The organism is Streptomyces sp. NRRL F-5650, from assembly GCF_000721365.1.
GTDB lineage: Bacteria > Actinomycetota > Actinomycetes > Streptomycetales > Streptomycetaceae > Streptomyces > Streptomyces ardesiacus.
The window spans coordinates 38,570-51,658 of record NZ_JOGV01000010.1 but is presented as its reverse complement, the minus strand read 5'-3'; the positions used below and the strand labels follow the sequence as shown (position 1 = coordinate 51,658).

The 13,089-nt window shown below is 73.6% G+C and carries 13 protein-coding genes and 1 pseudogene; 3 read left to right on the top strand and 11 right to left on the bottom strand.

Going from position 1 to position 13,089, the window contains the following annotated elements; genetic code table 11:
- Positions 1-26: 26 nt before the first annotated feature.
- The gene (locus IG88_RS0111875) at positions 27-491 is read left to right on the top strand and encodes a hypothetical protein (RefSeq protein ID WP_031038690.1); all 465 of its coding nucleotides are present in this window, start codon (positions 27-29) and stop codon (positions 489-491) included.
- A gap of 84 nt (positions 492-575) precedes the next feature.
- On the opposite strand, the pseudogene IG88_RS38620 reads toward IG88_RS0111875, so the two are convergent.
- The 3 genes and pseudogenes from IG88_RS38620 to IG88_RS0111860 form a co-directional block, all read right to left on the bottom strand.
- Positions 576-1,315 (bottom strand): annotated as a pseudogene (locus tag IG88_RS38620) (class I SAM-dependent DNA methyltransferase).
- A complete protein-coding gene (locus IG88_RS0111865; protein ID WP_051851879.1) occupies positions 1,312-2,376 on the bottom strand; it encodes a HEAT repeat domain-containing protein in 1,065 nt (354 codons plus the stop codon). The pseudogene IG88_RS38620 and the gene IG88_RS0111865 overlap by 4 nt, the downstream one beginning before the upstream one ends.
- Entirely contained in the window at positions 2,370-3,050 is a 681-nt protein-coding gene (locus IG88_RS0111860; protein WP_031038684.1) for a HEAT repeat domain-containing protein, read from the bottom strand. The genes IG88_RS0111865 and IG88_RS0111860 overlap by 7 nt, the downstream gene beginning before the upstream one ends.
- A gap of 97 nt (positions 3,051-3,147) precedes the next feature.
- On the opposite strand from IG88_RS0111860, the gene IG88_RS0111855 reads away from it, so the two are divergent.
- Positions 3,148-3,966, top strand: a complete 819-nt coding sequence (locus IG88_RS0111855; RefSeq protein WP_037835780.1) for an SAM-dependent methyltransferase — start codon at positions 3,148-3,150, stop codon at positions 3,964-3,966.
- Between the two features lie 16 nt (positions 3,967-3,982).
- On the opposite strand, the gene IG88_RS0111850 is transcribed toward IG88_RS0111855, so the two are convergent.
- On the bottom strand, positions 3,983-4,417 hold the full coding sequence (locus IG88_RS0111850; protein WP_031038678.1) for a VOC family protein: 435 nt from the start codon (positions 4,415-4,417) through the stop codon (positions 3,983-3,985).
- Between the two features lie 237 nt (positions 4,418-4,654).
- Between IG88_RS0111850 and IG88_RS0111845 the strand changes: the two genes are divergently transcribed.
- Complete coding sequence (locus IG88_RS0111845; protein ID WP_420712082.1) at positions 4,655-5,407, top strand: phosphatase PAP2 family protein; 753 nt, start codon at positions 4,655-4,657, stop codon at positions 5,405-5,407.
- 35 nt (positions 5,408-5,442) lie between these two features.
- On the opposite strand, the gene IG88_RS0111840 is transcribed toward IG88_RS0111845, so the two are convergent.
- The 7 genes from IG88_RS0111840 to IG88_RS0111810 are packed head-to-tail and all read right to left on the bottom strand — an operon-like array spanning position 5,443 to position 13,086.
- On the bottom strand, positions 5,443-6,768 hold the full coding sequence (locus IG88_RS0111840) for a glutamate-1-semialdehyde 2,1-aminomutase (protein WP_031038672.1): 1,326 nt from the start codon (positions 6,766-6,768) through the stop codon (positions 5,443-5,445).
- Complete coding sequence (rfbC, locus tag IG88_RS0111835) at positions 6,765-7,328, bottom strand: dTDP-4-dehydrorhamnose 3,5-epimerase (protein ID WP_031038669.1); 564 nt, start codon at positions 7,326-7,328, stop codon at positions 6,765-6,767. Before rfbC ends, IG88_RS0111840 begins: the two co-directional genes overlap by 4 nt.
- Complete coding sequence (locus IG88_RS0111830) at positions 7,325-8,554, bottom strand: polysaccharide pyruvyl transferase family protein (protein WP_031038666.1); 1,230 nt, start codon at positions 8,552-8,554, stop codon at positions 7,325-7,327. Before IG88_RS0111830 ends, rfbC begins: the two co-directional genes overlap by 4 nt.
- Positions 8,551-9,498, bottom strand: coding sequence for a glycosyltransferase family 2 protein (locus tag IG88_RS0111825; RefSeq protein WP_031038665.1), 948 nt, complete (start codon positions 9,496-9,498; stop codon positions 8,551-8,553). Before IG88_RS0111825 ends, IG88_RS0111830 begins: the two co-directional genes overlap by 4 nt.
- The gene (locus IG88_RS0111820; RefSeq protein ID WP_031038662.1) at positions 9,495-10,784 is read right to left on the bottom strand and encodes a membrane protein; all 1,290 of its coding nucleotides are present in this window, start codon (positions 10,782-10,784) and stop codon (positions 9,495-9,497) included. Before IG88_RS0111820 ends, IG88_RS0111825 begins: the two co-directional genes overlap by 4 nt.
- Positions 10,785-10,789: 5 nt before the next feature.
- Complete coding sequence (locus IG88_RS0111815) at positions 10,790-12,064, bottom strand: DUF4910 domain-containing protein (RefSeq protein WP_031038657.1); 1,275 nt, start codon at positions 12,062-12,064, stop codon at positions 10,790-10,792.
- Positions 12,061-13,086, bottom strand: coding sequence for an NAD-dependent epimerase/dehydratase family protein (locus IG88_RS0111810; protein ID WP_031038654.1), 1,026 nt, complete (start codon positions 13,084-13,086; stop codon positions 12,061-12,063). The genes IG88_RS0111815 and IG88_RS0111810 overlap by 4 nt, the downstream gene beginning before the upstream one ends.
- Positions 13,087-13,089 lie beyond the last annotated feature (3 nt).

Genomic DNA, 13,089 nt, shown 5'->3' with positions numbered 1-13,089 from the left:
GGGATCGAGGTGCCATGAAGCGTTCCATCCAGGCCGTAGGCGCGACGTTGACCGCAGTCGGGGCCATCGGGGCGGGGCTGTTGGTGACGGCTCCCGCCGCCGGCGCGGCGACCACCAGTGCGACCGCGGCGTACAACGGAGTCTGCGGCTCCGGCTACCAGGTGGTGAACTCCATGCCGATCGGCAGCACCGGCACGGTGTACCTCACCTACAACTCGGCCACGGGCAAGAACTGCACCGTGACCATCCGCAACAAGACGGGCACACCCACGTACATGGTGGCCTACGTGCGCAACGTCGACAGCAGCGAGGACCAGACCGACGCGGGGAACTACCGTTCGTACGCCGGGCCGGTGTACGCGTTCGCGCGCGGCGCCTGCGTGGAGTGGGGCGGCGTCATCGGCAACCAGCAGGCCTGGAACTACGGCTCCAACTGCGGTGCCCTGGCGGCCAAGGCGACCGGGCGGGACTGGTTCGCCGGCCGGCACTGAGCCGGCACCGCGGGCGACCGGGGGCTCCACCGTGCGGTGGGGCCCCTGGTTGCGTGCGCGGGCCGGGAGGGGCCTCGACGTGCCTCAGGACGGCTTGCGCCACACCGAGACGTGCTTGGGGGAGTCCTGGGTGAACGGCGACCCGTCCCAGTCCCCGACGCGGCGCTCCAGTTCGAGACCGGCGATGCGGGCCATCAGGTCCAGCTCGGCCGGCCAGGCGTAACGGTGCCGGGAGGCGTCGCGGCGGTAGCCGCCGCCCTCCCCGTCGCGGGTGAAGTGGTGGGAGACGAGCATCTGCTCGACGAGGTCGAAGGTGTCGAGGCCCACGTGCCGCTCGGAGACGTCGAACGGCACCGCCACCTGACCGGGCGGCAGGAACCGCAGCGGTGGCACGCCCAGCTCGACGACGAACCGGCCGCCGGGGCTCAGGTGCCGTGCCGCGTTGCGGAAGCACTCGACCTGCTCGTCCTGCGTGAGCAGGTTGGTGATGGTGTTGTAGACGAGGTACACCAGGGCAACTCGCCGGGGACGACGGTCGTGGCCATGTCCCCGAGGGACACCGGCAGCGTCTCCTCGTCCACCTTGCGGCGCAGCACCGCCGCCATGTGCACGGACAGTTCGATGCCCGCCACCGGCACGCCGCGCTCCCGCAGCGGGACGCCGACGCGTCCGGTCCCGATGGCGAACTCCAGCGCCCGGCCGTCCCCGGCGAGCCCGGCGAGGAAGTCCAGGGCCGGTTCGAGGGCGGCGGCCGAGGAGTGCCCGGCCTCCTCGGCGTCGTAGCGGTCGGCGGTCTCACGGGTCCACACTTCGCTGCTGGTCACGGACGGGCATTCTTCCGGGCGCGCGGCGCGGCTGTCGACGTCTTTTCGCCGTGCCCCGGCTGCTCCCCGCGCAGCCCGAGCAGATACGTCGCGGTCAGCGCCACGGCACGGTCCGCGTCCTCGGCCAGCTCCGCCAGGGCGGCGGAGGCCCTGGGGCCGGGGACGCCCGCCAGCGCTTGGGTCAGCCGGCCACGGGAGGCCGCCTGGGCGGCCCCGTCGCCGAGACGGCCGACGAGGCCCGCCGCGATCCGGTCGGCCGCCGCGGCGTCGCACGCCAGCACACTCAGTGCGTCGGCCGCGTCCGTGTCGTTCCTCCCCTCTGCGACCATGTCGACGAGCGTCGGCACCGCCTCGGGCACCCCGCGAGCCCCCAGCGCCAGCGCGGCGTACCCGCGCACCACGGCGTCGGGGCCTTCGAGGGCGTGCCGCAGCCGTGCCGCGGCCTCGTCGCCGGGCAGCTCGGCCAGGGCCTGCACGGCGCGCCGGCGCACCGCGGCCACCGGTGAGCCGAGGCCCTCGGCCAGCAGGGCCGTGCCGTCGTCGCCCGAGCGGGCCAGCGCCCAGCGCAGGGCCCCGGCGACGTGGGGGTCCGTCTCGCGCAGTACCGCCTCGACCAGGGCCTCCACGGGCACCGTGGCCTCGTGCACCGAGGAGAGGGCCGCCCGCTGGCGCGCCTCCGGGCTCTTGGAGCCCAGCGCCTGGAGGAGCGCGACGACCTGGAGGACGTCCTCCCATCCGGCCGGACCGGCCGCGTCGATCCGGCTGAGCCGGGTGAGCAACTCGGTCTCGGCCGCGATGCGTTCGCGGGTGCGCCGGACCAGGTCGTCGACGAGGGCCGAGGGCGCGAAGCCCGGCTCGTCGAGCGCACGCCCGATCTCGCGCAGCGACAGCCCCAGCGAGCGCAGGCTCTCGATGTGGAAGATCCGCCGGACGTCCTGCCGGGAGTAGTCCCGGTAGCCCGAGCCCGTGCGGCCCGAGGGCCGCACCAGACCGAGCGACTCGTAGTGCCTGAGCATGCGGGCACTGACCCCGGACCGTCGCGCCACCTCACCGATCAGCATGCTCTGTCCTCCCCGTGGCCCGGTCCGCCGAGCGCCACGACGCGCTTCGCCTCCTCGATCGCCGAGTCGAACCCGGCCTCTGGGTCGCGCGAGAGCCGCTGCGTGGCCAGTGCGTGGGCAGCGACCAGCGGGTCCGGCGCGCCCGCCGCTTCCTCCAGTACCGCCTCGCTCGCCTCGCCGAGTGCGACCAGGGCCCGGCTGAGACTCAACCGCGTCTCCCTGTCGCCGCGGCCCAGTTGCGTCGCCAGCGCCGCGGCCAGGCCGGCCTCCTCGCCCGCGGGGACGAGCACCACCGCGGTCCGCCAGGCGCTGCGCGCCACCTCGTCGTCCGCGTCGGACAGCACCGCCGGCGTGATCGCCGGCCACGCCGCCCGGTCACCGATCTTGGACAGCGTGTGCAGCGCCTGGCTCCGCGCCTGCGGCCGGTCCGAGCGGACCTCGCGGACCAGCCGGGGGAGCGTCGAGGACACCGGGTGCCGGGTGAGCGCCCAGGTCAGCATGTCGCGGACGAAGAACTCCGGTTCGACGGCGGACCGCTCGACGAGCGTGTCCACCAAGCGCGGGTCCGGCGCCGTGCCGACGGCCAGGGCCGCCCGCAGCCGCACGGACGCGTCCTCGGCCCCCAGACCGCGAGCCGCCCGCACCGGGTCCGTTCCGTGTCCCTCCGTGGTCATCCGGACCACCTCCTCGCAGCCAGTGAAGACCCTGTCATCGTGTCAAGGTCAAAGAAGTGGTGGTCGGGGCGGCCGGCCGGGGGACATGATGGGGACCATGACGGGAGAGAGTTCCGCGATCGACAGCACCAGGCCCAGCATCGCCCGCGTCTACGACTACCTGCTCGGGGGCAAGGACAACTACGCGGTGGACCGGGAGATCGGTGACGTGTTCAAACGTGACCTTCCCGGTTCGGTGGCGATCGCCTTCGCCAACCGCGCCGCGCTGGTCCGGGCGGTGGGGGAGATCGTGGCCACCACCGAGGTGCGGCAGTTCATCGACCTGGGCAGCGGGCTGCCCACGGCCGACAACGTGCACCAGGTCGCGCAACGGAGGGCGCCCGAAGCCCGGGTGGTGTACGTCGACACCGACCCCCAGGTGCTGGTCCACGGGCGGGCGTTGCTGGAGGAGGACGACCGGACCCGGGTCGTGCCCCTCGACGTACGCGATCCCGAGGGGATCAGGAACCACCCCGACACCCGCCAACTGATCGACTTCGACCGGCCCGTCGCCGTCATGTTCAGCGCCATCCTCCACCACGTCAACGACGACGAGGACCCCGCCGGGATCGTCCGCTACTGGCGCGACCAGGTGCCCTCCGGAAGCTGCTTCTTCGTCAGCCACTTCCGTTCCGGGAACAACCCGGAGACGGCCGAGGCCGAGAAGGTCCTCCAGGCGACGTTCGGCCGCGGCCGGTGGCGGACCGACGCGGAGATCGAGGCCCTGCTCGACGGCCTGGAGATCCTGGAGCCCGGCATAGTTCCGGCGCCTCGGTGGCGTGCCGGGGCGACCGGCGCCGCGTGGAACGACGAAGGGGTGCGGGAGCTGACCGTGTGGGAGCGTCTCATCGCCGCCGGGATGGCCCGCAAGCCGTGATCCGGCAGGGCGACGTTCAGTCGAGGCAGAACTCGTTGCCCTCGACGTCCTGCATCACGATGCACGACTCGTTCTCCTCGTCGGCGAGCAGGACCCGCTGCCGCACCGCGCCGAGCGCGACCAGCCGATCGCACTCGGCCTGGAGCGCGGCGAGGCGCTCCTCACCCACCAGCCCGGTGCCGACCCGCACATCGACGTGGACCCGGTTCTTGACGGTCTTCCCCTCGGGCACGCGCTGGAAGAACAGGCGCGGGCCCACCCCAGAGGGATCACTGCACGCGAACCAGGCGTCCCGTTCCCCGGGAGGCAGTGAGCGGTTGTACTCGTCCCACGTGGCGAACCCCTCGGGCGCGGGCGGCGCGACGTATCCGAGTACCTCGCACCAGAAGCGCCCGACGCGCGCGGGCTGCGCACAGTCGAAGGTGATCTGGACCTGTCTGATCGTCGGCATTCGCGCACCCTAACAGGCACGCCGCCTGGCCCGGCGCCCTTTCTTCCGCCTCCGGAGCCCCCTTGTTCCCTTGCGGGCAAGGAGGTTCGGGACACCGCCGAACAATTCACGGCACCCTTTGCCCAATGGCTCGAATCGGCTTTTGTCAGTTCCGCGGCAGCGACTACGGTGGCCCAGGCCCGGGTGATCGGTGGGGACCGCCCGTGCGCCGGGTGACCCGGGGGAGTGGGCGAGGACGTGGGAGAGTACGACAGGTCCCCCCGGTGCGGCGGGTGTGCGACAGGCCCGCGCGAGCCGGTGCTGCCGCCGTCGGTGTGCGGCCGGCTCGGGATCGTCGCGTTCGTCGCCGCGCTGGTGGTCCTGGTTCTCGGGGCCGCGTACGCGGGCGACCGCGAGCCCGGCCCGACGGACACGCGGGTCTTCGCGGCGGTCGACGGAGTGAGCCCTCCGTGGCGGCACGTCGCCGTGGTCACCGACTTCCTCGGCGAGCCCGTGGGAGCCGTGCTGCTGGTCGCGGCCCTCGTGAGCGGCTGCCTGCTGCTCCGGCACCCGCGCGCGGCGGTGTTCCTCGTGACCGGCTCCGGCCTGACCGTCGGGACGACGGCCCTGCTCAAACCCGTGGTGGGACGCACCATCCACGGCGACAACCTGTCCTACCCGAGCGGACACACCGCCTTCCTCACCGCCCTCGCCCTCATGGTGTCGCTGCTCGCGGCGGGCCGGCTCGGGCTCGGCAGGGCGGCGGGCACGTCCCTGGTGTGCGCCGCGGGGCTGGTGGCCGGCGCGGTCATGGGCTGGGCACAGGTGGCGCTGGGCTCCCACTACGCGACCGACACCCTCGGCGGCTGCTGCACCGCGTTCGCGGTGCTGCCGGTGAACGCGTGGCTGGTCGACCGGACCGGCGACCGGCTGGCCCTCCGCAGGGCCGCCGGAGCGCCCGGCCCGGAGGACGGGCGGAGGGTCGGCGCCGGCCGGCAGCCGTCCCGCTGACACCACGTCCGGTCCTCCCTGCGCCGCCCCTCGTGTCATGCCAGGCGCCGGAAGACCGGCTTCACCGCCCGCCCGCCCATCCACGGCGTCGGATCGGCGGCGTCCAGCGCCTTGCGGTACACCGCGCAGGCCTGCGCCACCACGTCGACCGTCCGGTCGACGTCGGCCTCGGTGAGCGCGCTGCTCACCACGAACGACGGGGCCAGCACCCCGCCCGCGAGGAGCCGGCGCAGGAACAGGGTGCGGTACTCCTGCGACGGACGCCGGTTCTCGTCGAGGGTGGCGAAGACCAGATTGCTGGCCCGCCCCCGGACCACGACGTGGTCGCCCACGCCCATCCCGGCCGCCGCCTCGCGCACACCGGCCGCCAGCCGCTCCCCGAGGGCGTGCAGCCGCGCGGTGACGCCCTCCTCGGCATAGGTGGCCTGCACCGCCATCGCGGCCGCCAGCGCGTGCGTCTCCGCACCGTGCGTCGTGGACAGCAGGAACACCCGCTCGTCCGGGTGACGCAGCCCGCCCCGCTCCATCAGCTCGCGGCGCCCGGCCAGCGCGGAGACGGCGAACCCGTTGCCCAGCGCCTTGCCGAACGTGGACAGGTCCGGGACCACGCCGTACAGACCCTGCGCTCCCGCCTCCGACCAGCGGAAGCCGGTGATCATCTCGTCGAAGACGAGGACGCAGCCGTACCGGTCGGCCAGGGCGCGCAGACCGGCGAGGTAGCCGGGCGGCGGCTCCGTGTGGGTGGCCGGTTCGAGGACCAGGCAGGCCACCTCGTCCCGGTACCGGGTGAGCACCTCCTCCGTGGCCGCCAGGTCGCCGTAGGGGAACGCCACGGTGAGCCGGCCGGTCTGCGCCGGCACACCCGCGGACATCGGCGTGGTGCCGATGAACCAGTCGTCGACGGAGAAGAAGGGATGGTCGGCGCAGACGGCCACCCGGGGCCGCCCCGTGGCGGCACGGGCCAGGCGGACCGCGGCGGTGGTGGCGTCGGAGCCGTTCTTCGCGAACTTCACCATGTCGGCGGTCGGCACGGTCGCCAGGAACCGCTCCGCCGCCTCCACCTCCACGACCGACGGCCGGACGAAGTTGCTGCCCCGGTCGAGCTGGCGCCGCACCGCCTCGGTCACCCGGGGATGTGCGTGGCCGAGACTGACCGACCTGAGGCCCGAGCCGTACTCGATGTACCGGTTGCCGTCGACGTCCCACACGTGGGCGCCGCTGCCGTGGCTGATGACCGGGGCCAGGTCCTGCGGGTACTGGTCGTCGCCCTTGGCGTAGGTGTGCGCGCCCCCCGGGACCAGGGCGTGCAGCCGCTCGTTCGCCTGCCGCGACCGGGGCAGACCCGGCTCCTGCGCGTTCACTTCGGGCTTCCCTCCTCCCTCTGCTTGAGGACCTCGGCCAGGCTCGGCGCCCGCCGGTCCCGCTCCGACACCGAGGTGACCGGCAGCGGCCAGTCGATGCCGAGGTCCGGGTCGTCGAAGGCGATCGTCACGTCCTCGGCGGGATCGTGCGGACGGTCGATCCGGTACGACACGTCCGAGGTGTCCGTCAGCGACTGGAAGCCGTGCGCGCACCCCGCCGGTACGTACAGGGTCGCCTGCGTCTCGCCGGACAGTTCGAAGAAGGCCCGGCCCAGGTAGGTGGGCGAGCCGGGCCGCAGGTCCACGACGACGTCGAAGATCCTGCCGTACGAGCACCGCACCAGCTTGGCCTCGCCCGCCCCCGAGCGCAGGTGCAGGCCGCGCAGCACGCCGCGCACCGAGCGGGAGACGCTGTCCTGGACGAAGGCGGCCGGGTCGAGACCCACCGAGCGGATCACGTCGGCGTCGAAGGTGCGGCAGAAGAAGCCGCGTGCGTCGGCGTGCGGCGTCGGCTCGAACAGGTGGGCGCCGGCGATCTGGGGAACTTTTTTCGCCTTCAAGGTGTCTCCCGCGGGGCGTCGGTGGGGCCGGCCGCCGGGAACAGCGCCGCGGCCAGGTCGGTGAACTGCTGCTCGACGCGCCGGGCGACGGCCGGATTGCGCTCGGCCAGCGTCCGCCGCACCCGGGCCGAGTCCCGCTCCAGCGCGCGGAACTGTGCGAGCAGCCGGTCCGCGTCGGTCTCGCGGACCGGGTGGCAGTATGCGCCCAGCCCCATCTCGGCCATGACCGCCTCGCTCTTGGCCGAGTAGCTGAGGGCGAGTGTCGGTGTGCCGGTCTTCAGGGCGCAGACGATGTTGTGGTAGCGGGTCGCCACCACGGTGTCGGCACACGCCGTCTCCTTCATCAGGTCGGCCAGCGAGGCCGCCTCGGCGACGGTGACCAGCGGCGAGCCCACCGCGTCGACGATCGCCGCCGCCACCGGCCGGTCGAGTTCGTCGCCGGTGAGCAGCCGCACCGGCCTGCCCTCCGCGACCAGCGCGCGCACGAACCGCGTCGTCCCGTCGAGGTAGCGCCGGTGGATCTCCTCGGCCCGGTCGCGTTCGTCGTTGCTCCCGTGGAAGTCCATGACACCGACGCAGACCGGCCCCGGCAGGCCCGCGGACTCGTTCGCCGACGGCGACGGCAGGGCGAACACCAGGTCCGCGTAGACCTCGTCCCGCCCGGTGTCCACCCCCATCGCCCGCATCGCCTCGCGCGACTGGACGTCCCGGTAGGAGCAGTAGGCGGCCAGCCGCGTCGACCAGCGGGTCAGGACGCGGGTCGGCCGGTTGCCGATGCGGCCCGCCCCGACGCTGACCAGGGCGACCCGGGTGCCCAGCAGCCGGCCCGTCAGGCAGAGCAGGAACAGCGAGTACGGGAAGCCCCACGGCCGCAGCGGCAGCGTGGTCTCCAGGACACCCGTGCCCGGCACGATCACCGCGTCGTGCCGGCGCACCCAGGCGGCGGTGCGGACGACGTCGACGAGCTTGCCGAGCCCCTTGCCCGCGACCGCGCTGGCACGGGAGGCGGTCCGGTACTCCCCGCGGTACCAGTTCAGCCGCGTCGCCGGTATCCCGTACCGGGTGGTGACGGTCTCGGGACCGCCGCACATCGCGTCCACCGCCGCCGCGGGGCGCGTGGCACGGAGGTGGTCGAGCACCGCCTCCAGCGACCCGTCGTTGCCACTGTTGCCCGCGCCGAACAGGCCGAACAGGCCCACGCGCAGCGGAGTTTCGCCGGAATTCATGCCTGCCTCTTCTCGCGGCCGGCGACGAGGGCGTCGACGGAGACGGTGAGCCGGCCGGGGCCGACGGGGGTGCGGTCCTCGACCCGCTCGCCGGCGCCCGGCCGGACCCGGCTGGTCATCCACGCGGCCAGATGCCGGTGGCACGCGCGCCGGTCGGCCGACGACAGCGGGGCCCGCCCGATCGCGGAGACGAAGCCCCAGACGTACTCGGCGAGCAGGCGCGGCGTCGGGTGCAGCGGGCCCGCCCGGCGCGGGTCGAGGTTGACGCACCGGGAGCGCTTGGAGGGGTTGGCCCGCTCCGCGCGGGTGGGGTGGTCGCGGCGGAAGTACAGCAGCTCCGGCACCTGGTGGAAGCGCCCGTGCAGGGTGATCTCGGCGACGAACGTGCGGTCCGCGTGGTGGTAGCTGTCGTGCGGCTTGACCCGGCGCAGCACGTCGGCCCGCATCACCCCGTAGAAGTCGTCGCCCCCGGGCTCGAACAGCAGGCTGCGGAAGCGCTCGGGAGCGCGCGGCGAGTCGGTGGCGAGCCCGTACTCGTAGGGGACCTTCACCTTGCCGTCGCCGTCGACGACCGCCTGGCCGCTGTGCGCCAGCACCACGTCCGGCCGCTCGTCCAGGGCTTCTACGCAACGGCGCAGCAGGTCCCGGGCGTAGAGGTCGTCGTGCGAGGCCCACTTGAACAGCTCGCCGCGGCACTGGGTGAACACGTAGTTGTGGTTCGGGGCGGCGCCGATGTTCCGGGGCAGCCGGATGTACCGGATGCGGGAGTCCTGCGCGGCGTACCGGCGGCAGACGTCCTCGGTGCCGTCGGTCGACGCGTTGTCGGAGATCACCAGTTCGAAGTCCTCGTAGGTCTGTCCGAGGAGCGCGTCCAGCGACTCGGCCAGGTACTCCTCGCCGTTGTGGACGGGCAGGCCGATGCTCAGCCGGGGGTGGGGGGTCATGTGGTCCTCACTTCGGGAAGGGGATGGTGGTCGCGCTCGCGCAGGGCGGCCCGCAGGTGCAGCCACCACACGACCGAGCCGCAGACGGACGCGGCGGCGGCACCCCAGGCCGAGCCGACCGTGCCGCCCGCGACCGCGCCGCCGAGCCCGCCGGAGACGTAGCAGGCGGAGGCGAACAACTGGCAGCGCAGACTGCGCCGGGCCGCGGCGAGCGCCCGCAGCCCGGCCGCCGCGCCGGTGCCCAGCCCGGCGCCCGCGACGCTGAGCGTGACCGGCACGATCAGCTGCGAGGAGGCGCTCCAGACGTCGCCGAGGACGAGCTCGCCGAGCCGGTCCGGCACCAGCAGCAGCGCCGCGCCCCACAGCAGCGCGGCGACGGTCTGCCCGGCACCGAGCAGGAAGCAGAACTTCCCCAGCCGCTCCGGGGCCTGCCGCAGCACCCGTGCCGACTCCGCCACGGTGACCAGCGACAGCCCCATCAGCACCGCGAGGAACGGGCCGAGCAGCAGCTCCGCGCCCCGGATCACGCCCACCGCGCCGACCCCGACGATCGCGCCGAGCCCGTAGGCCCGTATCTGGCCGGCACCGCTGACGCCGACGTTCTCGACCAGGTACCGGTAGCCCAGGTCGCGGTGGTCGCGGTGCCACTCCCGCGCCCCGGTCACCCTGGGCCGGACGCCCGACTGCACCCAGCCGTACAGCGCGGCCACCGCGGCGGAGCCGCCCCAGGCGAGGAGGAAGGCCGTCACGGTGCCCACGCGGGCCGCCACCACCATCGCCGGGACGAGCGCCACGGCCCACACGACGTCGTTGACGAACGCCTTCCGTCCGACACCGGCGGCGAAGAACGAGTACCGCCAGGCGTCCTGCAGCAGCAGCCCCGGCAGCACGACGCCGAGGGCGGCGAACGCGGCGCCCACCTGGCCGCCGATGCTCAGCCCGGCGACCAGGGACACCGTGCCGATGCCGGTGCCGACGAGGAGCGCGGCGCCCGAACTCCGGGCCACCGCACCGCGCCAGGGGGCCTCCGCCACGGCGCTGAAGCGGACCACGAGCGGATCGGTGGCCAGCCCCCGGGAGACGTTGAGCACCACGCCGTACGTCACCCAGGCCAGGCTGAACACGCCGAACGCGGTCAGCCCCAGTGAGCGGGCCACGTAGATGCCCACCAGGAAGTTGGACAGGCTGGAGGCCGCCTGGTCGGCCAGCCCCCAGGACAGCCTGCCGAGGACACCCCGAGGGGCGGCTCCCGCCGGCGCCGTGGACTTCTCCCCCTCGACGGTCATCGGCGTCATGCCTTGATCAGCCCGGCGCCGTGCAGGGCGTCGGCGGCGGCGGCGACGGCCTCGAACGGCAGGCCGGAGCGCTCGGCCACGTCCAGCAGGGCGTGCGCGCCGTCGGAGAGGCTGAGCACCCACAGCATGGCCATCTGGGCCTCCTTCGCGTCGCTGCGCCCGCCGAGCGAGCCGTACAGCCCGCGCCGCCCCAACTGCGGTTCCCCGTACGGGCTGAGGTTGACGTACCGCCGGTTGCGGTCGAGCAGGGAGAACGCCTCGCGGCACACGGCGAGGGTGTCCGCCATCGCCGCCGGGGAGACGAAGTCCAGGTTGTCCGCCGAGGTGTGGTACTCGGGGTAGCCCGCGTACGGCGTCCGGGTGAGCGAGCCCACGCCGAGGTCGAAGCCGGGGGAGCAGTACTGCCGCTCGTCGTAGCCGTACGGGGTGAACTCCGTGATCCGGTGCGGCCGTCCGGAGGCGCCGAGGACGTGCCGCAGCACCCGGTCGATCTCCGCGTCCCCGCGCCTGCTCTGCTTGTAGGTGAGGTCGCCGGGGTCGCCCGCGCAGGCCAGCACGAGGCCGTGCTTGACGCGCTCCACCCGCTCCCTGTTGCGGGCCAGCCAGGTGATCGCCCCGATGGTCCCGGGCGCGAAGACGAACCGGTAGGTGTAGTACGGGTTCCGCTCCGCCAGCGCCCGCGCCAGGAACACCGCCACCGCGATGCCGGCCAGGTTGTCGTTGGCCAGCGACGGGTGGCAGACGTGGCAGGAGACGAGCACCTCGTCGGGCACCTGCCCCGGGACCACGTGCTCGGCGTAGGTGAGGTGGCCGTCGGCCAGCGTGGAGTCGACGCGGACCTCGTAGTCGCCCTCGGCCATCGCGTCCAGCGTCCGCTGGGCCAGGCAGAAACCCCACCGCTCCTCGTAGTAGCTCGTGCGGTACGGCACCAGGGACGGCTGTTCCGGCAGGGTGTGCAGGTGCGCGCGCAGCTCCGCCAGCGGCATGGTCGCCGACACCGGGACGCTGTAGCCGAGCACATGGAGGCTGGACGCGGCGAAGTCGACGACCCGGCGGCCGGTCGCGTCGGCGACGTACGCGTCGCGGATGTTCCACTCCTTGGGCACCGTCCAGTCCAGCACCTGGGTCCCGGTCGGTACCTCGTGCACGTGCAGAGGGATGTACTCGTCGACGATCCGCAGGGTGGCACGCACACCGTCGCCCGTGATGCTCCGGCACAGCGGGAACATCCGCTTCACCAGCGCGTACATCTCCTCCCCGGACTCGGTCATCGGCGCCACCGCAGGGTCTCGTCGACGACGCCGGTCTCCGAGGCCCCGCGCAGCACGGCCAGGCGGGTGAAGCGCCGCTCGAAGTCCTCCCGGGTCAGCCCGTGCTCGCGGTAGGCGTCGGCGAGTTCGAGCGCGCCCCGCTTCACCGTCCACTCGCAGTCGAAACCGGGGACCGCCGCCCGGAACCGGGAGAAGTCCACCCGGTAGGAGCGCGGATCGGCACCGGTCTCCCCGGTGACCACCACCTTCGATCCGGACACCGCGGCGGCGACCTCCTCCGCGATCTCGGCGACCGTGACGTTGTTGACCTCGGTGCCGATGTTGAACGCCCGGTCGTGCACGGCCTCCCGCGGCGCGACCAGCGCGGCGGCGAAGGCCCGCGCGATGTCGGCGGCGTGCACCAGCGGACGCCACGGGGTGCCGTCGGAGAGCACCAGCACCTCGCCGGACAGCAGCGCGTGACCCACCAGGTTGTTCAGGACGATGTCCGCACGCAGCCGGGGCGAGAAGCCGAATGCGGTCGCGTTGCGCATGTACACCGGGCTGAAGTCGCCGTCGCACAGCGCGTGCAGGTCGTCCTCCACCCGCACCTTGGACTCCGCGTAGGGCGTCACCGGGCGCAGCGGCGCGTCCTCGGTCACCAGGTCGTCGCCGCCCGCGGCGCCGTAGACCGAACACGTGGACGCGTACAGGAACCGCTGCACGCCCGCGTCCCGGGCCAGGCGGGCCAGCCGCACCGACGCGTGGTGGTTGATGTCGTAGGTGAGCTGGGGCGCCAGCGAGCCCAGCGGGTCGTTGGAGAGCGCGGCCAGGTGGATCACCGCGTCCACCCCGGCCACGTGCTCGGCCGTGACGTCCCGCAGGTCCACCCGCCGCCCGGGCGGGTCGTCGGGCACCGGGCCCAGGACGCAGTCGGCGAACAGACCGGCGTCGAGGCCGGCCACCTCGTGTCCGGCGGCCGTGAGGACCGGGGCCATCACGGTGCCCAGGTAGCCCTGGTGTCCGGTGAGCAGTACGCGCAAGGT